Origin of the sequence: Pseudomonas sp. CFII64 (genome assembly GCF_000416235.1) — a bacterium.
Lineage (GTDB): Bacteria > Pseudomonadota > Gammaproteobacteria > Pseudomonadales > Pseudomonadaceae > Aquipseudomonas.
Genome location: NZ_ATLO01000010.1, coordinates 258,986 through 281,398, shown reverse-complemented (window position 1 = coordinate 281,398; position 22,413 = coordinate 258,986). Strand labels below are relative to the sequence as shown.

18 protein-coding genes and 3 pseudogenes are annotated in these 22,413 nt (G+C 59.3%); 13 read left to right on the top strand and 8 right to left on the bottom strand.

Features of this window, described 5'->3' with window-relative positions; all coding sequences use genetic code 11:
• Positions 1-187: 187 nt before the first annotated feature.
• A complete protein-coding gene (locus CFII64_RS06215) occupies positions 188-1,033 on the top strand; it encodes an NAD-dependent protein deacetylase (protein WP_020289927.1) in 846 nt (281 codons plus the stop codon).
• Positions 1,034-1,285: 252 nt separating this feature from the next.
• Positions 1,286-1,558 (top strand): DUF2790 domain-containing protein, encoded by a 273-nt coding sequence (locus CFII64_RS06210; RefSeq protein WP_020289926.1) that lies wholly within the window; start codon positions 1,286-1,288, stop codon positions 1,556-1,558.
• A 68-nt stretch (positions 1,559-1,626) separates the two neighbouring features.
• On the opposite strand, the gene CFII64_RS06205 is transcribed toward CFII64_RS06210, so the two are convergent.
• Positions 1,627-3,990, bottom strand: coding sequence for a DNA polymerase II (locus CFII64_RS06205; protein ID WP_044901219.1), 2,364 nt, complete (start codon positions 3,988-3,990; stop codon positions 1,627-1,629).
• A 322-nt stretch (positions 3,991-4,312) separates the two neighbouring features.
• Between CFII64_RS06205 and CFII64_RS06200 the strand changes: the two genes are divergently transcribed.
• A complete protein-coding gene (locus CFII64_RS06200; protein WP_020289924.1) occupies positions 4,313-5,359 on the top strand; it encodes a class I SAM-dependent methyltransferase in 1,047 nt (348 codons plus the stop codon).
• Positions 5,360-5,484: 125 nt separating this feature from the next.
• Positions 5,485-5,952, top strand: coding sequence for a RidA family protein (locus CFII64_RS06195; protein ID WP_020289923.1), 468 nt, complete (start codon positions 5,485-5,487; stop codon positions 5,950-5,952).
• On the opposite strand, the gene CFII64_RS06190 is transcribed toward CFII64_RS06195, so the two are convergent.
• The 5 genes and pseudogenes from CFII64_RS06190 to CFII64_RS29715 all read right to left on the bottom strand — a co-directional run.
• Positions 5,953-6,348, bottom strand: a complete 396-nt coding sequence (locus CFII64_RS06190; protein ID WP_020289922.1) for a helix-turn-helix domain-containing protein — start codon at positions 6,346-6,348, stop codon at positions 5,953-5,955.
• Between the two features lie 242 nt (positions 6,349-6,590).
• The gene (locus CFII64_RS06185) at positions 6,591-7,541 is read right to left on the bottom strand and encodes a GlxA family transcriptional regulator (RefSeq protein ID WP_020289921.1); all 951 of its coding nucleotides are present in this window, start codon (positions 7,539-7,541) and stop codon (positions 6,591-6,593) included.
• Between the two features lie 126 nt (positions 7,542-7,667).
• Positions 7,668-8,207 carry a DUF4174 domain-containing protein gene (locus CFII64_RS06180; protein ID WP_020289920.1) on the bottom strand — a complete coding sequence of 180 codons (540 nt, stop codon included), beginning with the start codon at positions 8,205-8,207 and terminating at the stop codon, positions 7,668-7,670.
• 101 nt (positions 8,208-8,308) lie between these two features.
• Positions 8,309-8,731 (bottom strand): arsenate reductase (glutaredoxin), encoded by a 423-nt coding sequence (gene arsC, locus CFII64_RS29720; protein WP_020289919.1) that lies wholly within the window; start codon positions 8,729-8,731, stop codon positions 8,309-8,311.
• Positions 8,717-9,004, bottom strand: a pseudogene (locus CFII64_RS29715) (ArsB/NhaD family transporter); the annotation flags it as partial. The gene arsC and the pseudogene CFII64_RS29715, both read right to left, overlap by 15 nt.
• A gap of 3 nt (positions 9,005-9,007) precedes the next feature.
• Between CFII64_RS29715 and CFII64_RS06170 the strand changes: the two are divergent.
• From CFII64_RS06170 to ppnN, 3 genes and pseudogenes are all read left to right on the top strand, one after another.
• A pseudogene (locus CFII64_RS06170) lies at positions 9,008-9,268 on the top strand (metalloregulator ArsR/SmtB family transcription factor); the annotation flags it as partial.
• A 125-nt stretch (positions 9,269-9,393) separates the two neighbouring features.
• Complete coding sequence (locus CFII64_RS06165; protein WP_020289917.1) at positions 9,394-11,352, top strand: DNA topoisomerase III; 1,959 nt, start codon at positions 9,394-9,396, stop codon at positions 11,350-11,352.
• A 309-nt stretch (positions 11,353-11,661) separates the two neighbouring features.
• The gene (ppnN, locus tag CFII64_RS06160) at positions 11,662-13,035 is read left to right on the top strand and encodes a nucleotide 5'-monophosphate nucleosidase PpnN (protein WP_020289916.1); all 1,374 of its coding nucleotides are present in this window, start codon (positions 11,662-11,664) and stop codon (positions 13,033-13,035) included.
• A 28-nt stretch (positions 13,036-13,063) separates the two neighbouring features.
• Here the strand turns inward: ppnN and CFII64_RS06155 are convergent, their stop codons facing one another.
• Entirely contained in the window at positions 13,064-14,239 is a 1,176-nt protein-coding gene (locus CFII64_RS06155) for an aspartate aminotransferase family protein (protein WP_020289915.1), read from the bottom strand.
• Between the two features lie 98 nt (positions 14,240-14,337).
• On the opposite strand from CFII64_RS06155, the gene CFII64_RS06150 reads away from it, so the two are divergent.
• A complete protein-coding gene (locus tag CFII64_RS06150) occupies positions 14,338-15,288 on the top strand; it encodes a LysR family transcriptional regulator (protein WP_052026579.1) in 951 nt (316 codons plus the stop codon).
• Here the strand turns inward: CFII64_RS06150 and CFII64_RS06145 are convergent.
• The gene (locus CFII64_RS06145) at positions 15,285-16,280 is read right to left on the bottom strand and encodes an aldo/keto reductase (protein WP_020289913.1); all 996 of its coding nucleotides are present in this window, start codon (positions 16,278-16,280) and stop codon (positions 15,285-15,287) included. The genes CFII64_RS06150 and CFII64_RS06145 overlap by 4 nt on opposite strands.
• Positions 16,281-16,886: 606 nt before the next feature.
• Here CFII64_RS06145 and CFII64_RS06140 point away from each other — a divergent pair.
• The 5 genes and pseudogenes from CFII64_RS06140 to CFII64_RS06120 all read left to right on the top strand — a co-directional run.
• A pseudogene (locus CFII64_RS06140) lies at positions 16,887-17,831 on the top strand (methyl-accepting chemotaxis protein); the annotation flags it as partial.
• A gap of 10 nt (positions 17,832-17,841) precedes the next feature.
• Positions 17,842-18,210 carry a response regulator gene (locus CFII64_RS06135; protein ID WP_020289911.1) on the top strand — a complete coding sequence of 123 codons (369 nt, stop codon included), beginning with the start codon at positions 17,842-17,844 and terminating at the stop codon, positions 18,208-18,210.
• Between the two features lie 14 nt (positions 18,211-18,224).
• Positions 18,225-18,515: a lipid asymmetry maintenance protein MlaB gene (locus CFII64_RS06130; protein WP_020289910.1), complete on the top strand. Its 291-nt coding sequence runs from the start codon at positions 18,225-18,227 to the stop codon at positions 18,513-18,515.
• A gap of 57 nt (positions 18,516-18,572) precedes the next feature.
• A complete protein-coding gene (locus CFII64_RS06125; RefSeq protein ID WP_020289909.1) occupies positions 18,573-20,693 on the top strand; it encodes a chemotaxis protein CheA in 2,121 nt (706 codons plus the stop codon).
• A 30-nt stretch (positions 20,694-20,723) separates the two neighbouring features.
• Positions 20,724-22,382: a methyl-accepting chemotaxis protein gene (locus CFII64_RS06120; RefSeq protein WP_020289908.1), complete on the top strand. Its 1,659-nt coding sequence runs from the start codon at positions 20,724-20,726 to the stop codon at positions 22,380-22,382.
• Positions 22,383-22,413: the final 31 nt, after the last annotated feature.

Below are 22,413 nucleotides of genomic sequence, written 5' to 3'. Positions count from 1 at the left end.
TGGGCAACAAAAGAACCCAAGACTGGCATGCGGACCGGCGAAAGGCCAACCCCTCAGCGGTGACACTGCAGCCCGGAGCGCATCGTTTAGTTCGCTATCGGCGGCGAGCCTCGACTAGTATTCACCTCAACCTGTGGCCCTTGACCGCCCAACGGGTTTTATATCGCCCAGGCCCCGGAGATTACAAATGCTCGACAATCCGTCCCTTTCCCCCGTCGAGGCGCTGCGCACACTACTGGCTGAAAAGCGCTTCATGGTCTTGACCGGCGCCGGTATCAGCACGCCTTCGGGAATTCCTGATTACCGGGACAGCGACGGCGTGCGCCGGGGCAAGGCACCGATGATGCTGACCGAATTCCTCACCGTGCCGGACTCGCGTCGTCGCTACTGGGCGCGGGCCATGCTCGGTTGGCCAAGAATTCGCAAGGCTCTGCCCAATCCTGCGCACCTCTCTCTGGCAGCCATGCAGCGCGCCGGACACATCGCCGGGCTGATCACCCAGAATGTCGATACGCTCCACGATCAAGCCGGCAGCCACGACGTGATCGAGTTGCACGGCAGCCTGCATCGAGTGTTATGCCTGGACTGCGGCGAGCGCTTTGATCGTGGGGCGATTCAACTGATCATGGAAGCTGACAATCACTATCTGCTCGGCATCGACGCAGTCCAGGCGCCTGACGGCGACACCTTGCTGGACACGGCTTTCGAAGCGAATTTTCAGGTCCCTGATTGCCCTCAATGCAGCGGGCAGCGACTTAAACCGGACGTGGTGTTCTTCGGCGAAAACGTCGCTGCGCCAACTGCCGCCAAGGCGATGGCCAGTGTCGAGGAAGCGGATGGACTGCTGGTGATCGGCTCATCACTGATGGCCTATTCCGCATTTCGTCTGTGCAAGGCGATCAATGCTCAAGGCAAACCTCTGGTGGCGATCAATTTCGGCAAAACCCGGGCCGATGAATTACTGGACCTGAAGATCGAGATATCCTGTGATGTGTTACTGCCTGAACTGGCAGCAAGTCTGCTGTCGACTTAAGTCTACTGGACACCCCTCAACTACTGCGCACTGCCTCAATCAAATACGTTGTACGCCATTCTATTATTACGCTTTTGGTAAAGACTGTTTTGCATAATGATGGCTACCTTCTCTGGGCTTTTACTTCTACCATGCGCGACATGACAAATTGACCGGCAAGATTAACCGACCGCTTACAGCAGGAAGTTAACTAAATGCAGGCGCGCAACTTACAACTTTCTCTGTTTATGAATTAGCCATCAGGAAAATCAAATGAATATCAGAGTCGCGCTTATCGCGATCGCATTCACGGGTGCGAGCGCTCATGCGTTGGCCATGGACGGCAGCGCTGTGGCCAACCCGCAGAGCACGCCGATCGAAGACTATGTCTACGGCGATCACCCGGATATCGCTAAAGTTCTCGAAACATCGGAAGTTCCAAACGTTTGCGGCCCGGTCTCGGTTGAAATGGCTTATGAAGACTCACGTGGACAACGGCATATCATGCGCTACCTGATTATTGGTAACGGCTGTTCCAACGGCTGATAACTAGCGCCTCAGTGACTTCGGGCGAGCCGCTAACTTCCCGCCCGCCCGATTACTTATTTCCCCGGTCAGAACAAGCCCAGTTGCCCGCCGATTAAAGTGCTGAATTCATCGTCCACGAAGGGCAAAATGGCATCGGCGATCGGTTGCAGTTGCCGGCTGACGTAATGGTCGTAGTCAATGGGCGAATGCTGGGTTTCCAGCGGCTCCGGACCGGCCACCGTGATGACGTAACTGATCCAGCCGCCGTTCTGATACTGGCGCGGGCGGTGGTGCAAATCATTGTACTCATCGGCCAGACGCGCGGCCCGCACATGAGGCGGAACGTTGCGTTCATAATCGTCCAGTCGCCGACGTAAACGCTTGCGATAAACCAACAGGTCGTCGAAGTCCCCCGCCACAGTTCGCCGCACGTATTCGCGCACGTAATCCTGATAGGGCTGGCGATTGAAGATGCGCAGGTACAAGGCTTGCTGGAACTGCCGCGCCAGTGGTGACCAGTCGGTACGCACCGTTTCCAGACCTTTGTAAATCATCTCGTCCGAGCCATCGGCACGCCTGACCAGCCCGGCATAGCGCTTTTTGCTGCCCTCCTCCGCGCCACGAATGGTCGGCATCAGGAACCGTTTGAAGTGGGTCTCGAATTGCAATTCCAGAGCACTCCCAAGGCCCAATTCCTCTTGCAAATGCTCGCGCCACCATAGATTGACCTGACGCACCAGTGTCTGGCCGATCTGCGCCGCATCCGCTTCGCTGTGGGGGCTTTTGAGCCAGACGAAGGTGGAATCCGTGTCGCCGTAGATCACGGTATAACCCCGGGCTTCGATCAGCTGCCGGGTTTTGCGCATGATCTCGTGGCCGCGCAAGGTAATCGACGACGCCAGCCGGGTATCGAAGAAACGACAGCCGCTGGAACCGAGCACGCCATAGAACGCATTCATGATGATCTTAAGAGCCTGGGACAACGGCAGATTGTGTTCGCGTTTGGCGGTCTCCCGGCCCTGCCAGACCCGCTCGACGATGGCCGGCAAACAATGCCGCGTGCGCGAAAACCTCGCCCCACGAAAGCCCGGCACGGAATGTTCATCATCGGGGTGGCGAATGCCTTCGACCAATCCCACCGGATCAATCAGGAAGGTGCGGATGATCGATGGATAAAGGCTTTTGTAATCCAGAACCAGCACCGACTCATACAAGCCAGGCTGCGAATCCATGACAAAACCGCCGGGACTTGCCTCGGGCATGCGCTCGCCGAGATTCGGCGCGACGAAGCCCTGGCGGTGCATCAACGGGATGTACAGGTGGCAAAATGCAGCGACCGAGCCACCGCTGCGGTCTGCAGGCAGCCCTGTCACTGATGCCCGCTCCAGCAAAAACGTCAGCAACTGGGTCTTGGCAAAGATGCGTGTGACCAGTTCACAGTCCTTGAGGTTGTAGCGCGCCAGCGCAGGCTTGTCTTCGGCGAACATGCGGTTGATTTCGTCCATGCGCTGGTAAGGCGTGCTGATCGCCTTGCCTTCGCCGAGCAACGTCTGGGCCACGTTTTCCAGGCTGAACGAAGGAAAACTCCAGGTCGCGGAGCGCAGCGCTTCGATGCCGTCGATGATCAAACGCCCGCTGGCATCGGCAAAGAAATGATTGTTGCGCGAGCCATGTTCGCGCCAGCCCATGGCTTCACCACCGCGCCCGAGACGCAATGGCACTTGAAGACGCTGGGCGTGCTCATGCAGCACGCGCAGGTCGAACTGCACCACGTTCCAGCCGATGATGGCATCGGGGTCATGGCGTTCCAGCCATTGATTGAGCCTCTCCAGCAGCAGCTTGCGGGTGTCGCAGTATTCAAGCTTGAAATCGACCAGACTGTCATCGCCGTTAGGCGGCCCGAGCATATACACCTGCCGCTCGCCGCAGCCCTCAAGCGCGATGGAATACAGCTCGCCCTTTTCCGTGGTTTCGATATCCAGAGAGACCAGGCGCAAGTTGGGTCGGTAATCCGTGGCGGGCTTGATCTGCGCCTCGCACAACGTGCCACCGGCGTCCGCCGCGCCGCTGAATTGCACACCGGCGGTGATGAATCGCTCCATCATGTAGCGCTCCGGTGGCCGGATGTCGGCTTCGTAGACATCCACGCCACCCTTGCGCAGGGATTTTTCGAGGTTCATGAGTTGCCGATGCTGCTGGCAGTAAAGGCCGAGCACGGGGCGATGACGGAAATCACAGAGGCTCAACGGGCGAAGCTCGACATCGCGCTCGCTACGCAGCACCGCTTCGGCGCGTTCGCGATGTTCGGCGGGAATGAAGGCAACTGAAGGTTGAAAAGGCAGGCGCAGATGCCGAGGACCGTCATCGGTCGCCAGCCAGAACTCGACTTCGGTACCGGCTGGCGTGTCACGCCAATGCCGGCTCAGGATAAAGCCCTGTTGAACATCCACCACCGCAAACCTCAAAAGCCATTCAGGGCGTGATTCTACTTGGCTACCCGGAAAAAAGATCACCGGTCAGCTCCAGACGCGAAAACGCTGCTATTCCTTACATGGAGGCAGTCGTCTCAGCACGCGACTACGTGGCGGAGGCAGACGCGCGTCGGCCATCACGGCGCCAGCCGGATGCGCTCAATTCCAGGTGCCGACCTTCTCAGGAGGTGCCTTATGCTGTTTATCGCTAACTGGTCCAACCATTCAGAACGCTGCTGCCACTCAAGGGTTGGCGCATCAGACATGTCCGGGCTGCGGTGATTACAGAGGAGGACAGACCATGGACGAAGCAAAACTCGGTGAATTCATGGGCAAGCTGGTCTACGACATGGGCGCAGCGGCAATTGTTGCCAACATGATTCTTGGTGAAGAACTCGGGCTGTATCAGGTCATGGCCGATAGCCAATGGGTGACCCCTGAAGCGCTGGCCGGCAAGACCGGTTGCAATGCACGTCTGGTTCGCGAATGGCTCAGTGCCCAGGCGGCATCCGGCTACGTTGAGCATCGCGACGGCCAGTTTCGCCTGCCCGAAGAACAAGCGCTGGTACTCGGGAGCGAAGACTCACCGGTGTACATGACCGGTGGCGCGGCAGTGGTCGCGGCGCTGTTTCACGACAAGGACAAAATGGTCGCGGCCATGCGCGGCGATGGCGCATTGCCCTGGGGCGACCATCATCCCTGCATGTTCAGCGGCACGGAGCGGTTTTTCAGGCCAGGCTACCGTGCGCATCTGGTGGCCGACTGGCTGCCGGCGCTGGACGGTGTCGTCGAGAAACTCAAGACCGGCGGCAAGGTGGCCGACATCGGCTGCGGTCATGGCGCTTCGACGGTGATCATGGCCCAGGCGTTTCCAGCCTCGACCTTTGTCGGTTTCGACTACCATGCGCCCTCCATCGATACCGCAACGCAACGTGCCGAACAGGCTGGCGTCAGCGACCGAGCCCGCTTCCAGCAAGGCTCCGCCAAAGACTTTCCCGGCAATGACTACGATCTGATCTGCTACTTCGATTGCCTGCACGACATGGGCGACCCGGTCGGCGCCGCACGGCATGCTTACGAAACGTTGCGTGACGATGGCACAGTGCTTTTGGTCGAACCGTTCGCCCAGGATCATCTGGATGAAAACCTGACGCCGGTGGGACGCTTGTATTACGCCGCGTCGACATTCATCTGCACGCCGAACTCGCTTTCACAGGAGGTGGGGCTGGGTCTCGGTGCCCAGGCTGGCGAGGGGCGATTGCGCGATGTGCTGACCCAGGCGGGATTCACGCGCTTTCGCCGCGCGGCTGAAACGCCGTTCAACCTGATTATCGAAGCCCGCAAGTAGCTATCAGGCCGTACACAAGGTGCCGAATATTCGGCGCCTTGCGCCGGCTCAGGCAAATGGCCGCTACTGCGCGATCACGCTATAGTCGCGCCAATCGTTTCCTCAACCGCAGCGCAGGATGCCCGATGTCAGCAGACGCCCGTTTCAGACAAACAGCCCAAGAGTTGGGTTACAGCTTCGACGGAGAAATCAAGATCGGCGGCAATTACGTCCCTATCGTTCGCCACCAGAACGAACTGTATATCAGCGGCCAGATTCCTCGAGTCGGTGACACGGTTGTAGTCACCGGCCGCGCTGGCGCCGATACCAGTCTCGCCCAGGCGCAACTGGCGGCGAAAATCTGCGCCATGCGCGCCCTGGCCCTTGTGCAACGCAGCCTGGGTTCGCTTGATGAAGTCAAACGTCTGCTGCGCATGACTCTGTACGTGCAATGCGCCGAGGACTTTACCCAGCAAAGCGAAGTAGCGGACGCCGCGTCAGAGATTCTGTTTTTCGTTCTGGGTGATGCCGGCGCCCACACGCGCAGCTCGATTGGCGTTTATCAACTGCCGAAAAATGCCACGGTAGAACTCGACCTGATCGCGGCGGTTTAATCAGGCACCCACTGCCGCGAGCGCCTGAAATCGCCAGATCGCCGGGTTGGTGCCGGCGGTTTTGGTGAACATATGGGAAAAATGCGCCTGATCAAAAAAACCGCATTCGGCGCTGATTTGCGTCAGGGTCAAGCGGGAGTCCTTGATCAGTTTCTGCGCCTGGGCAATCCGCTGATGGCGAATCCAGTCCTGGGGAGACATGCCGGTGCTGCGCTTGAAGGCCCGGGAAAAGTGACTGCGCGACAGGGAACATGACTGAGCAAGCTGTGGCACGGAAATTTTCTTGCCCAAGTCAGCATGGATCTGCTGCTTGACCAGCTCCAGTCGCCATGGGGCCAGGCCGCCGGTAACCGCCGAAACGCTGCGTTGCGCGGCCTCCAAGTGTTCGTTTTCCATGAGTGTTACCCCTGCGAAGATATCCTTGGATATCTTCGCAGCCACCACCGGGTAAACAAGACGCCTGAAAGGAGCGTAACGGCCAATGCGCTGCGCAATAGAGCCATCCGGATCAGATGCGGACTGTTGGAGCTGTCCGTTGGAGCGTGGTTTGCCCGCGAATCGCAAGTCCGGTCGGCACATATATCGCCTGAGCTGACGACTTCGCGGGCAAGCCTCCCTCCAACGACATAAATGGCGGACTAACCAAATTGCTGGCGATACTGGGTGGGCGTCAGCCCCAGCCGTTCACTGAACAAGTGGCTCATATGCCGCACGCTGCCAAAACCGCTGCGGTGGGCGATGGTTTTCAGCGGTAACGCCGTGGTTTCCAGCAGGCTGCGGGCCTTGTCGATCCGGGCGTTCTGAAGGAACTCCATCGGCGTCATCTTCACTTCCCGGACAAACAGCCGTGAGAAGTGACGCCCGCTCATCGCAACCATTGCCGCCATGCGCTCGATGGAGAACTCTTCTTCAAGATGTTCGAGCAGGTAATTTTGCACCTGGGCAATTGGAGAGTTCTGGCTCGCCACTGCGGCAACCAGCGGGCTGAACTGCGCCTGGCCGCCCTGGCGGGTCATCACCACCAGCAGCACTTTGGCCACGTCCAAGGCGACTTTCTTGCCATGGTCCTGCGCAACAATCGCCAGCGCCAGGTCGATCCCGGCCGTGACCCCACCTGAGGTGATCAACTGGCGATCCCTGATGTAGATTTCGTCGGTGGTGACCTGCGCTGCGGGGAAACCATCGATCAGTCTTTGCGTGTAATGCCAGTGCGTGGTTACACGATGGCCGTCCAGCAAGCCCGCATGGCCCAATATGAACGCGCCGGTGCAGATTGAACCATACAGTCCGGACTGTTGCGCGGCCTCGCTCAGCCAGGCAAACAGATCAGGGATTCTATCGTTGTAGGCGCCGGGACCACCGGGCACGAGTAGCAGATCGTAGTTTTTCGCAGAGGTATCAATCGATAAGTCGGGCTGCACCGAAACGCCGTTGGAAGCGCGAATGGCGGACGACTGCGTACCGATAGTGCTGAGCTGGTAATGGTTATCTGCGTGCAGATAACGGTTGGCGATGGAAAACACCTCGATTGGCCCGGCCATATCGAGGAGCAGAAAGTCGGGAAACAGGATAATTGCAACGGTTTTCATAGGCACTTGATATAGGTACTTGATCGCTTGAAACGGAGCTCGAACGGGATCGGTAAAATCCGCCCCCCCGCTCAGGATGATGGATTTATTCTCATCACCCAAGCCCGGAGCATCGTTTTAGCGTGATCAGTCTTCCAGCGCCTTGGCCGGAGCGCCTTTCGCCGCCTTGCCTGCTTTCTCTGCCTTGGCCGGTTTGGCTTCGGGCGCCGGGGCTGAAACCGCAGGCGCCGCGAAGTTTTTTTCCTCGGCGGGCAGCTCGTCGATGGTAGTGAATATTTCCTTGGGACCCACAGGCCCGAGTTTGTCGATTTTCTTCTCGCCGTCCTTGCCCACCAGAATCACTTTGGTGCCGGTGCTCGCGCCAAGCTTGAGTTCGCGAATCAATGCCATGGTGGTTTGCGCATCCAGGTTCTTGCCGTCGCGCTGGCCGATGGTATTGACCACGGTATACAGAACCATGTTTCGCTCGGCGAAGGCTTTCTGATTCTCCGGTTCGTTCAGCGCTTTTTTCAGACTGACCAACGTCGGGTCCACAGTGCTTGGCGCGATGATGATCAGTGGCCGCGTGCGGCCGCGCTCCTGGGTCAAAGGCGTGTCGTTGTCAGCAGCGAGCAAGGAGCCCGCACAAGCGAGCAACGTGGCGATGGTCAGCGACCGGATAAACATAAGCAGCTCCTTTCAAATCCATGCGTTGAGACTAAACGCAAAGGTTTTGACGCGTGTTCTGATGTTTTGTTCTAACCGGTATAGCTCAATCCCTGCCTTGGTCAGACCCTTTTGCCCTGTTCGTCGACAATTTCCTGGCCGTCTTCCTTGCTGAATGGGCCTTGCTGGGGCTGCGTCAGGATATCCAGCACCACCTCGGACGGCCGGCAGAGCCGCACCCCCAAAGGCGTCACTACAATGGGCCGATTGATCAAGATGGGGTGCCGCAGCATGGCATCGATCAGCTGCGCATCGTCAAGGTCAGGATTGCCGAGCCCCAATGTTTCGTACGGCGTGCCCTTGATACGGATCAGGTCGCGCACGGCGATTCCCATCGCGGCGATCAAGCCCTGAAGGGTTTGCCGTGACGGCGGCGTCTGCAGATACTCAATGACCTGCGGCTCGACGCCGCTGTTACGGATCAACGCCAGCGTATTGCGCGACGTGGCGCACTGCGGGTTGTGATAAATCGTGATATCGCTCATGGGATTGCACCTTGTGATATTGGCGTAAACCATGGCCTGGCGGATGACATCCGTCGAATCACTGGCCTGGATCGACAGCGCGCCGATCAGCACGGTGGGCATATTGTTCATGATCGAAGACAGGATGGCGGTCAGGAAACCCGTGCCGAATGCGGCGCCCCAGACGCCGTACCCGGCGAACACATTCAACATACGAGTGACGTAATGAACCAGCCCGGCATTGCTGAGGCCGTAAACCACCAGGTACATACCCAGGGAAAATATCACCACCTGCCCTGCGTGTGTGAGCTGACCTGCGCGCTGAACCAGAGCCAACCCAAGGTTTCCCGCAATCTTGCGGTGCTGCGCGAGTGTGGGCTGCTCGCGGATCGACGCCAGGGCCAGTGGGTCTATTACCGCCTGCATCCCAACCTGCCAGACTGGGTAAGCGAGATGTTGCGCACGACGCTCAACGCCAACAAACACTGGCTGACGCCGGATTCCGGACGCTTGTGCGCCATGGGCAACCGACCAGAGCGCGCGGCTGCCTGCTGCTGATTGGCATCCTCGATGAGGCAACGTCCCACAATTTTTATCTGTATATCCATACAGATAAAGATTGCTCAAACCTTCATCACTGCGCATGCTGTACACCTTCGAGAAGCGTGAAAACGACGGTGCTTATGCGGCTGTTCCTGTGTGAAAAACCTTCCCAAGCCAAAGACATTGCTGCTGTGCTCGGTGCGAGTCGGCGCGGCGATGGCTGCTGGGTGGGACCGAACGCGACGGTCACTTGGTGCATCGGGCACCTTCTGGAAACCGCGCCGCCGGACGCCTATGACACCCGCTACAAGCGCTGGGTCCTCGAAGACCTGCCGATCATTCCGCAAAAATGGAAAATGCTGGTCAAGCCGCGCACCGCCAGTCAATTCAAGGCAGTCAAACGCTTGCTGGGGGAAGCTTCGGAGCTGGTCATTGCCACCGACGCCGACCGGGAAGGCGAGATGATCGCCCGGGAACTGGTCGACCACTGCCGTTATCGCGGGCCGATCCAGCGCTTGTGGCTGTCGGCACTGGACGACGCGTCGATTCGCAAGGCACTGGCCGCGCTCAAGCCCGGCGCCGAAACCTTCAGCCTGTATCACTCGGCGCTTGGACGATCGCGGGCTGACTGGCTGATCGGGATGAACATGAGTCGACTGTTCACCCTCCTCGGTCGCCAGTCAGGCTATCAAGGCGTATTGCCAGTGGGCCGTGTGCAAACGCCGACCCTGCGGCTGGTGGTGGATCGCGACCGCAGCATCGCCGATTTCGTCCCGGTAGCCTTCTGGGCCATTGACGTCCAGCTGGAGCACCAAGGCCAGACCTTCACCGCGCAATGGCGTGCGAATCCCGACGTATGCGACGATCAGGATCGCTGCCTGAACCAGTCGATTGCGCAACAGGCCGCCGCCAGCATGAGCGAGGCGCCCAGCGCGCGCCTGATCAAGCTGCGAACCGAGCGTGTACGCGAAGCAGCGCCCCTGCCCTTCGACCTTGGTACCCTGCAGGAAATCTGCTCGAAAAAACTCGGCCTTGGCGCACAGGAAACCCTGGACATCGCCCAGGCCCTGTATGAAACCCACAAGGTCATTACTTACCCGCGCAGCGATTGCGGTTTCCTGCCCGTGAGCCAGCACAGCGAAGTGCCGAGCATCCTTGCGGCATTGGGTCGGGCCGATCCTGCGTTAAGCGAATTGCTGCCGCACCTGGACCCGAGCCGGCGCTCACGGGCGTGGAACGACGCCAAGGTCAGCGCTCACCACGGCATTATTCCCACCGCAGCAGTGCGCGATCTCGGGCGTCTGGTGGGCAAGCAGCGCGCGGTCTACACTTTGATTCGGGCGCGCTATCTGGCGCAGTTTCTGCCCAACCACGAATACGATCGCACCCAGGCCGACTTTGATTGCGCCGGGCAGGCATTGCGCGCGGTGGGCAAGCAGATCGTCGAACCCGGCTGGAAGCGCGCCTTGCCGGAGGCGCTTGCCCCCGCCAAGGGCCGCGAAGCGCCCGCTCCGCAACCCTTGCCGGCACTGATCCAGGGCTGCGAATGCGCGGTTGCCAACGTCAATCTCAAGGATCTGTGGACGCAGCCGCCCAAGCCGTTCACCGAAGGCGATCTGATCAAGGCAATGAAAAACGTCGCCCGGCTGGTTGAAGATCCGCTGCTCAAGCAAAAACTCAAGGACACCACCGGCATCGGCACAGAAGCGACGCGTGCCGGAATCATTCAGGGTTTGCTCGACCGTGGTTATCTGGTCAAGCACGGCAAGGCGCTGGCAGCCACCGCCGCTGCGTTCGGGCTGATCGATGCCGTGCCGCGCGCCATCGCCGACCCCGGCACCACGGCCATTTGGGAGCAGGCGCTGGACATGGTACAAAGCGGCGAGATGAGTCTGGAGGAGTTCGTCGCCAAACAAAGCGCATGGATGAGCAAGCAAGTGACACGCTGCCTGGGCCTGCGCCTGACGATCAGCGGACCCGCGAGCCCCAGCGCAGGCGCGACACCCTGGAAGAACAAGCGCAAGACCGGCAAACGCAAGGCATCGACACCGACGACGGCTAAGAAACGGCGCGGCGCCGGGGCTGCCAGCAAGACATGAATCAGGAGTAGGATGCGAGTGTGTTCAATCACTTGCATGGAGTTGACGTTCACTTGAATCGCCAGTTCAATGGCTGGCCCTGACTGTTACAAGCCCTTCATGTGCGGCATCTCCAAAGGACGAGGAGAACGATTTTCCTGGCCTCGTTTGCCAGACTTCAGCGTGGTGATGGCCCTGGCCCCCCGATGATCTGACAACGAAGCCTGTTGCCCGCCCGGCCATCGACGAAACTCGCAACAACGCCGGGCACTCACTATCAGATACCGCTTGGTCGCAAGGCCTCAGCGGTGTCCTTCCAAGGAATACAGAATGCCCCAAAGACAAGTCATCAACGCCTCGGTCAGCCCTAAAGGCAGCCTGGAAACGCTTTCCCAGCGTGAAGTCCAACAACTCAGCGCCGCCGGCTCCGGCAGCATCTATACCCTGTTCCGCCAATGCGCCCTGGCTATCCTCAACACCGGCGCCCATGTCGATAACGCCAAGACCATCCTTGAGGCGTACGAAAACTTCGAGGTTCGCATTCATCAGCAGGATCGCGGCGTGCGCCTGGAACTGCTCAACGCCCCGGCCGATGCGTTCGTGGATGGCGAGATGATCGCCAGCACCCGGGAAATGCTCTTCAGTGCCCTGCGCGATATCGTCTACACCGAGAGCGAACTGGATAGCCAGCGCATCGACCTGGAAAGCTCCCAAGGCATCACCGATTACGTGTTCCATCTGCTGCGCAACGCCCGCACCTTGCGCCCAGGCCTGGAGCCGAAGATGGTGGTGTGCTGGGGCGGTCACTCGATCAACACCGAAGAATACAAATACACCAAGAAAGTCGGCCACGAACTGGGCCTGCGCAGCCTGGACATCTGCACCGGTTGCGGTCCCGGCGTGATGAAGGGTCCGATGAAGGGCGCGACCATCGCCCATGCCAAGCAACGCATCAACGGCGGCCGTTACCTGGGCTTGACCGAGCCGGGGATCATTGCCGCCGAAGCGCCGAATCCAATCGTCAACGAACTGGTGATCCTGCCGGATATCGAGAAGCGTCTCGAAGCGTTCGTGCGCGTCGGCCACGGCATCATCATTTTCCCGGGTGGCGCGGGCACGGCAGAAGAGTTCCTGTATCTGCTCGGCATCCTCATGCACCCGGACAACGTTGATGTACCGTTCCCGGTAATCCTGACCGGCCCGAAAAGCGCTGCGCCTTATCTGCAACAACTGCACGCTTTCGTCGGCGCGACTTTGGGCGAAGCGGCACAAGCTCATTATCAGATCATCATCGACGATCCGGCCGAGGTGGCTCGGGAGATGACCCTGGGCCTCAGGGCGGTCAAGCAGTTCCGTCGCGAGCGCAACGATGCGTTCCACTTCAACTGGCTGCTGAAAATCGACGCTGGCTTCCAGCATCCGTTCGATCCTACCCATGAAAACATGGCCAGCCTGCAACTGAGCCGTGACCTGCCACCACACCAGCTGGCGGCGAATCTGCGCCGAGCGTTCTCCGGCATCGTCGCCGGAAACGTGAAGGACAAGGGTATTCGCCTGATCGAGCAGCATGGGCCGTACGAAATCCATGGCGATGCAGCGATCATGCAACCGCTGGACCGCCTGCTGAATGCCTTCGTCGAGCAACACCGCATGAAGCTACCCGGCGGCGCGGCCTATGTGCCCTGCTATCGCGTAGTGAGCTGACCGCAGCCACTAGGCGCTGCGCCGGACATCAGTTCGGCGCAAGCGTCTGGCACACGCCCCGCACAATGGCATCCACCTCCTGGGCATTGACCGTCAAAGGTGGCAACAAACGGATCGTCTTGCCCCGCGTCACATTGAGCAGCAAGCCATGATCCCGTGCGGCGATCAGCGCCAGGTCAGGCAACGCCCGCGCCAGTTCGATACCGACCATCAAGCCTTTGCCACGAATCGCCAGTACATCAGGGTGATCACTCAATGCTGCACGCAAACCGGCCAACAGTCGCTCGCCTTGCACGTGCGCGTTATCCACCAGCGCCTGATCCTCAAGAATGTCCACCACGGTGCAGCCGACGCGGCAAGCCAGCGGATTGCCACCAAAGGTGCTGCCATGACTGCCCGGAGTAAACAGCTGCGCAGCCTTGCCCCGCGCCAGACACGCGCCGATAGGAATGCCGTTGCCCAGGCCTTTGGCGAGGGTCATGACATCAGGAACGATGCCTTCGTGCTGGAAAGCGAACCATTGGCCAGTACGGCCCATGCCGGTCTGGATTTCGTCGAGCATCAGCAGCCAGCCGCGCCGCGTGCAACGATCCCGAAGGGCTTTGAGATAGCCCGGTGGTGCCAGCTGCACGCCGCTTTCGCCCTGAATCGGTTCGACAAGCATCGCCGTGATCCGATGCCCGTAAGTTGTGCAGGCCTGGTCCAGAGCTTGCAGATCACCAAACGGTACCTTGACAAAATCCCCAGGCAGCGAGTTGAAACCCAGGCGAACCGCAGGCCCATCACTGGCGGATAACGTGCCCAATGTGCGGCCATGGAAAGCATTCTCCATCACCACCACCAAGGGTTTTTCGATGCCTTTGTGCCAGGCATAGAGCCGCGCCAGCTTCAGTGCGGTTTCGTTCGCCTCGGCCCCGGAATTGTTGAAGAAAGCCCGTTCCATGCCGGCAAGCCCGGTCAGCTTCAGCGCCAGACGTTCCTGCCAGTCAATGCTGTAGAGGTTGGAAGTGTGCAACAACAACCCGGCCTGTTCGCTGATTGCCGCCACCAGCCGCGGATGGGAATGGCCGACGTTGGTCACGGCCACGCCCGCGACGGCATCCAGGTATTCGCGTCCCGCCTTGTCCCACAAACGCGTGCCCAGGCCTCTGACGAAACTCAGGGCGAGCGGCTTATAAGTGGTCATCAGGCAGGCGGCGGTCATGGCATAAAGCTCCAGTCGGTTGATATTTGCAGTATCGTTAGCCACCTCAACTGGATAAACAGCTAAACCCTCCATTCATTTTAAAGTCAGGCTTGATAATGGATTTATTCCAGGCAATGTCGGTGTACGTGAAAGTGGTAGAAACCGGCAGCATGACGGCAGCCGCATTTGAATGCGGCATGTCGACGACCATGGTGGGCAATCACCTGCGAGCCCTTGAGCAGCGGCTCGGGGTTGGCCTGCTCAACCGCACCACACGACGTCAGCGTCTGACCGAGTTCGGTGAGTCTTATTACCGGCGCTGTCTGGAAGTTCTTGGTCTGGTCGCCGATTCCGAGCAGCTGGCCGAACAGGCCCAGGCAGTGCCCAAAGGTACGTTGCGGATCACCGCGCCTTTTACCTTTGGCAACGAGCGCCTGGCGCCGGCCTTGACCGAGTTCTCCAGGCGCTTCCCGCAGATCAGGCTCGACGTTGTTTTCAGCAACGAGCGAATGGACTTGATCGGCCATGGCTTCGATGTCGCGATTCGTCTTGGCACGCCAGAGAACTCAAGCCTGATTGCTCGTCCGCTTGAGGACTACATGTTGACGATCTGCGCTTCGCCGGACTATCTGCAGCGTCGCGGCACGCCCACCGAGCCCATGGATCTGCAGCAGCATGACTGCCTCGCCTTCGCTTACCCGGCAGGCGACGAATGGAGTTCCGTGGAAAAACACTGGCGCCTGAGCGGCCAGGAAGGTGAAGTGCTGGTGCCCGTGAGCGGACCGATCACCATGAATACCTCGTCAGGTCTGCACAAGGCGGCACGCGCCGGTGCCGGGATCGCCATGATGCCCGACGCGCTGATCGAAGAGGACTTGCAGAACGGTCGACTGGTTGCGCTGCTACCTGAGTACCAGCTTCCCTGTCGACCGATGCATCTGATGTATGCGCAAGATCGCTACCGATCACCGAAATTGCGTTGTTTTGTGGATTACGCGCTGGAGTTGTGGAGCAAGCCTTCGTCTGCCGAAACAGCGAGGCCTGATCCGCGATCAAACAGCCATTAACGCGCCGCATCACCCCAGCGATATTCATGAGTGATGTCATCAAGCTGCGACTTGAGTTCCGCTTCCAGCACAAAATCCGCAGCAGCCAAGGTGTCGTCCAGTTGCTCGGGACGGCTGGCGCCGATGATCGCCGAAGTCACCAGCGGGTTGGCCAACACCCAGGCTACGGAGGTCGTGGTCATCGGCTGGCCGGCCTGGGTAATCACTTCCTTGAGTTTGGCGATGCTCTGGAATTCACGCTCGTGCCAGTAGCGCTGCTGATACATTTCCCCGGCTTTGCCCACCGTCGCCGTGAAACGACCTTCGGCAGGTGCCTTGTCGTGAGAGTGCTTGCCGGTGAGCAAGCCGCCAGCCAGGGGGTTGTAAGGAATTACCGCCAGACGTTCCTCGCCCGCCAGTGGCAACAGCTCGCGTTCGATCTGGCGGAACAGCAGGTTGTAGCGCGGCTGGACGGACACGAAGCGGGTCAACTTGAGGAAATCGGCGCGGCCCAGCATGCGCGCCAGTCGATAGGCCAGAAAGTTCGAGACGCCGATGTAACGCGCCTTGCCGTGGCGGACGATGATATCCAGCGCTTCGAGGGTTTCTTCGAGCGGCGTGTCCGGGTCGTCCGAATGCAGCTGATAAAGATCGACGTAGTCAGTGTTCAGACGCTTGAGCGAAGCCTCGATGGCGCTGAGCAAGTGCTTGCGTGAAGCGCCGCGCTGCCACGCCTGCTCACCCATTATCCCGCAGGCTTTAGTGGCCAGAATGTAGTCGTCGCGCTTGCCCTTGAGCCAGCTGCCGACGATTTCTTCGGTGCGGCCCACGTCGTCCAGCTTTGCGCCCAGGGGATACACATCGGCAGTGTCGATGAAATTGACTCCGGCCTCGGCGGCCCGGTCGATGATCTGGTGCGACACCTGTAAATCGGTTTGCAGCCCGAACGTCATGGTACCTAGACACAGCCGTGAAACATTGAGGCCAGTGTTACCGAATTGACGGTATTGCATGGTGTTTCTCCTCGGATTGGAAGGACAACAACAGACTGACGCACGTCGGCCCGCAGCAGTATTGCCAGGTCACAGTCACGTGCAGATGTGGACCTTCGATCAAGCCAATTGATCGCACTGCTTTTTTGATAGCTATGTGCCATCATCCTGTTTCTGAACATCTCGACTTCGACTTTACAGGTCACAAGGAGCCTGCATGCCAGTGACTGATGATGACCGCTTTTCCAGACGATCAGACGACCGGTCCACCTCTGGGGCTAAAGTCTGGATCGGCAGAGCAGATAACTCATTGTTCGCATTATTTCGAATGTGTGACTGTTCAAGGATTGAACCATGATGCCCGGCCAAACCGCTCGCTCATCCCAGAAAGTCCATGTGCCCTTCCTCTGGCTTCCATTACTTCCCGCCGTTGCTGCGGCAATCGTCACGCTAACGCTTGACGGCCCAACGCGTCAAAGCCTGGGTTTTGGTGCTGCGATACTGGTTGTGGGTTTCGCTGCCAGTTGGTGGAGCACTCGCTCACAACGCGTGCAAGTCAATGACGCTGTCGCCACTGCCATTGCCTTGCATGAGCAGCAGGCCAGCGAAAACACTGCGCTGAAATCCGCAGCACAACTCAACGAAGTATTTCTCGGTGCAATGCCCATCTGGGCCAAGCAGGTAGAAAGCTCACGCCAGCAAACCGAAACCGCAATTGTCTCGTTGGCCACCCGCTTCACCAGCATCTCTTCGCGACTGCAGGAAACGGTTCACGCGTCACAGCAGGCTGCAGGTGAACTGTCCGGACACAGCGCCGGCGGCGCGCAACACGCGCTGGCCCAGAGCGACGGCGAATTGGTGCAAGTCATCGATTCTCTGAAGGCGACACAAACCAGTCGCGATCAAACCCTCACTCAAGTGCGCAATCTGACCGCCTACACCGGCGAGCTCAGGACCATGGCTGCCGACGTCGCGGCAATTGCAGCCCAGACCAACCTGCTCGCGCTCAATGCGGCCATCGAGGCGGCGCGTGCCGGAGAAGCCGGACGCGGTTTTGCCGTGGTCGCTGACGCCGTGCGCAGCCTGTCGAGCAAGTCCAGCGAAACCGGGCAACAGATGTCCGCCAAAGTCGACATCATCAACAATGCCATTACGCAACTGGTGCAAGCAGCCTCCAGCGGCGCGGACCAGGACAGCAATTCGGTCGCGACCTCGGAAAGCAGCATTCAGCAAGTGCTGGAGCGCTTCAAGACCGTCACCCAGCGTCTTGCCGAATCCGCCGAGATGCTGCAACAGGAAAGCTTCGGCATTCGCGACGAACTCACTGACGTGCTGGTCAGCCTGCAATTTCAGGATCGGGTCAGCCAGATCCTGACTCACGTGCGCGACAACATCGATTCGCTGCACGCGCATCTGCAGCAGGTCAGTCAAGCACCTGAACAGACCGAGCCCCTCAATGCTCGCGACTGGCTGGCACGAATGGAAGCCACCTACGCCACTGACGAACAGCGTCACACCCACCGTGGCGGCACTGGCGCACAGCAGAATTCACAGGAAATTACCTTCTTCTAAGGAGAGCCTCATGGCTAAAAGTGTATTGGTTGTCGATGACTCCAGCAGTGTTCGGCAGGTGGTCGGTATTGCCTTGAAAAGTGCCGGTTATGACGTGATCGAAGCCAGTGATGGCCGGGATGCGCTGGGCAAGCTCAATGGCCAGAAGGTGCACCTGATCATCAGCGATGTGAACATGCCCAACATGGATGGCATCACCTTCGTCAAGGAGGTCAAGAAGCTGCCCAACTACAAGTTCACGCCGATCATCATGTTGACCACTGAATCCCAGGAATCGAAAAAGCTTGAAGGCCAGGCCGCCGGTGCCAGAGCCTGGGTAGTCAAGCCGTTTCAGCCTGCGCAGATGCTGGCAGCCGTTTCCAAGCTGATCCTGCCCTGACACTGGAGGTTGTGATGCCACTCCTGTGCGAGACATCCCATGACACCGCGCACGTCCATATCGACGGTGAGCTGACGATCTACACCGCTGCAGAACTTGCCGCGCAACTGCTGGCACGCCTGGGAGCAACCCCTCGCATGGAAATCGACCTGTCGCAGGTTACCGAAATCGATGGCGCAGGCTTGCAGCTACTGATGCTTGCCAGCCGCGAAGCATCCACTGCCGGGACCGATCTGACCCTGACGGGCCGCAGCAAGGCAGTCATGGAAACGCTTGAACTGTGCAACCTGGCCGAAGCTATCTAGCGATCTGTTCAGGCCGTATTGGTGAGCATCCTGCAATACACGTCAAAGGAAATGAACGTGAGCATTAACCTTGATCAGGCACAACAAACGTTCATCCTCGAAGCTCGCGAGCTGTTGCAGGCGATGGAAGAGTCGCTGCTGCAACTGGAAAACGAGCCCGACGACGATGACGCCATCGGCGCAGTGTTTCGCGCTGCCCACACTATCAAGGGCTCTGCGGGCCTGTTCGGGCTGGACGCTATTGTCAGCTTCACCCACATTGTCGAAGACGTTCTGGACCGTTTGCGCGAAGGCAGCATTAGCGTGGATGCGGCACTTATCGCGGTGCTTCTCAAGTCCGGCGACCACATGCTGGAGCTGATCGAGGTCGTCGCCAGCCAGGGCGCGCAATTGCAGACTCCGGCGCTGGCCCGGGAATCTGCGCTGCGCCAGGCCCTGCAAAACTATCAGGCCCCCAGCGCGGCCCTGGATACAACGGCCACCAAACAACCTGCCGCTGAAAGTGTCGCTACCGCCCCTGCCAGCGCAACTCTGTGGCACATCACCTTGCGTTTTGGCGTTGACGTGTTCCGCAACGGCATGGACCCGCTGTCGTTCCTGCGCTACCTCAACACCCTCGGCGAAACCGTCGAAATCGTCACGCGGTCCGACGCCATGCCTGCCTTGGAAGGCTGGGACGCAGAATCCTGCTATCTGGGTTTCGACATTGATTTTCGTTCTGCCGCAACGCATGCAGAGATCAACGAAGTGTTCGATTTTGTGCGCGACGACTGCCAGATCGAAATAGTTGCGGCCCACGACGTCGCCGCGGACGCGTCTCCAGACAACCAACTGTTCGCTCGGCAACAGGACGACTCCGCACAAGGCACAGCGTTGGTGGCGACGGGTGAACTCATGGCAGATCAGCGAGCGATGCCGCGTCTGCCTGCGCAAATTGCTTCCGACAAAAGTGCGGTCCCGGTTGAAAACAAAACCAGGGACGGCCGCTACGTACGGGTCAATGCCGACAAACTGGACGAGTTGATCAACCTGGTGGGCGAACTGGTGATCGCCAGTGCCGGCGCCAGCCTGCTGGCACGCACCTGCAACAATGATCCGCTGCAGGAATCGACATCAACGGTGTCAGGCCTGGTCGAGGAAATCCTCGACGGCGCCTTGCGTCTGCGCATGATTCCCATCGGTGACACTTTCAACCGCTTTCGGCGGGTGGTCCGCGACGTCAGCCAGGAACTCGGCAAGGACATCGACCTGATCATCAGCGGCGCGGAAACCGAGCTGGACAAGACCGTTGTCGAGAAAATCGGCGATCCGTTAATGCACCTGTTGCGCAACGCCATGGACCACGGCATTGAAACCGCCCAAGCGCGCCTTGCGGCCGGCAAACCGAGCAAAGGTCATTTGCATCTCAATGCCTATCACGACTCGGGCAGCATCGTCCTGGAAATCGCCGATGACGGCGCCGGACTGAACCGCGAGCGTATTCTCGAAAAAGCCCAGGAGCGCGGCCTGATCGCCAGCGGCGCAAGCCTGACCGACCAGGAAATCTACAACCTTATTTTCGAGCCTGGCTTTTCCACTGCTGCGGCCGTGACCAATCTTTCCGGACGCGGCGTCGGCATGGATGTGGTCAAGCGCAATATCACGCTGCTGCGCGGCACCGTGGATCTGGACAGCAAACCGGGCCAAGGCACCGTGGTGCGCATTCGCCTGCCGCTGACGCTGGCGATCATCAACGGTTTTCTGGTCAGCATCGGTCAGTCCACGTACGTCATCCCGCTGGACATGGTTCAGGAATGCATCGAACTCAACGAGACGGATCGCCAGATCGGCCGTGAACAAGGTTATCTGGATCTGCGCGGCGAGGTGCTGCCACTGGTTTACCTGCGCGACCATTTCAATCACGAAGGCCCTGCTGCCCGTCGGCAAAACGTGGTGGTGGTGCGCTATGCCGAGCACAAGGCCGGGCTGGTGGTTGATGACCTGCTCGGCGAATTCCAGACCGTCATAAAACCGCTGGGCAAGCTGTTTGGCGCCCTGCGCGGCATCAGCGGTTCGACCATTCTCGGCAGCGGCGCCGTGGCATTGATTCTTGATGTACCGGCGCTGCTCGCACAAATCGTTCAGCTGGAACCCCGTTACACCGCAACTCTCACCACACCGCAAGCCAATGGCCGCTGACGCTCACGCAATTACATGGAGTACTACCCAATGAAATGGTTTTACGATCTCAGAATCGCGACTAAATTGATCGCGTCATTTCTCACGGTTCTGGCGCTGACCGCAGTCATGGGCGTGTTCTCGATCTTCCAGCTCAGCAACGTGAACGAGGCATCGACGGAGATTCGCGAAAACTGGATGCCGGCCATGCGTGCGGCATCCGGGATGCGTTTTTACGCGGCGAGCTTCCGCCTCAAGGAAAACCGCTACATCACTGCCGATACAGCTCAAGAAAAAGCCACCGTCGAACAGGAAGCCGTCGAGGTCAGGAAACAGTTTGAAACCCGGCTGGCGACCTACGAGAAGCTGATCTCCAGCCCTGACGAGCGCCAGCTGTATAACACCGCGGTCAGTGACTGGACAAACTACCTGGCAGTCAGCAAAAACCTGCTCGCCCTTTCCCAGCAGGGCCTAGACAGCGAAGCCCGGACCTTGATCCGAGGCGAATCCAAACGCAATTTTGACCTGGTGACCGACGCGCTGCAGAAAATGGTCGAACTCAACGATGCAGGAGCCGAAGGGGCCAGCACCCGAGGCACCAACCTGTACGTGAACGCGCGAATTTCGATTGTCGTCGCCCTTATCGTCGCGTTGTTGGTGGGATTGGGACTCGCCCTGTTCATCTCGCGCATCATTTCCCGCCCCCTTAAACAAGCCGCCGCCGTCGCAGAGCAACTGGCTGAGGGTAACCTCAACGCACGCATCGAGGTCAATTCCAGGGACGAAACCGGCATGGTGCTGCTGGCGATGCAGAACATGGTCGGCAAGCTCGCGCACATCATCGGTGAAGTACGCAACGCCGCCGATAACCTGGCCAGCGCTTCGGAAGAAGTCAGCGCCACAGCGCAATCGATGAGCCAGGCCACCAGCGAACAAGCGGCCAGCGTCGAGGAAACCAGCGCCTCCATCGAGCAGATGAGTGCCAGCATCAATCAGAACACCGAGAACGCCAAGGTCACCGACGGCATGGCCAGCAAAGCCGCCAAGGAAGCCACGGATGGCGGCGAATCGGTGCAACAGACCGTCGTCGCCATGAAAAAAATCGCCCAGCGCATCAGCATCATTGACGACATTGCTTATCAGACCAACCTGCTGGCACTCAACGCCGCGATTGAAGCGGCCCGCGCCGGCGAGCATGGCAAAGGCTTCGCAGTGGTGGCGGCGGAAGTGCGCAAACTCGCCGAACGCAGCCAGGTGGCCGCTCAGGAAATCGGCGAGCTGTCGTCCAGCAGCGTCGACATGGCCGAGAAAGCCGGCAAGTTGCTTGGTGAGATGGTCCCGTCCATCAACAAGACCTCAGATCTGGTCCAGGAAATAAGTGCCGCGTCGGAAGAACAGGCGTCGGGCGTGGCGCAGATCAACACGGCCATGACCCAGTTGAATCAGGTCACGCAGCAGAATGCTTCGAGCAGCGAAGAACTGGCCGCCACCGCCGAGGAAATGAGCAGTCAGGCCGAGCAGCTGCAACAGGCGATGAGCTTCTTCACCCTGGACGCGCCGCCCAAGTCGGCCAGCCAGCCTTCAAAAATCGACAAAACGCCTGGAAACTCCGGTCGTAAACCGCTGCGCCAACCCGTGCAAGCGCCGACCAAAGCGTTCGCCTACAACATGGCAAGCGCGCCGGACGAATCCGAATTCACCCGATTCTGATCGTTGGCTATCACTGGGTTCGCTTAAAGGA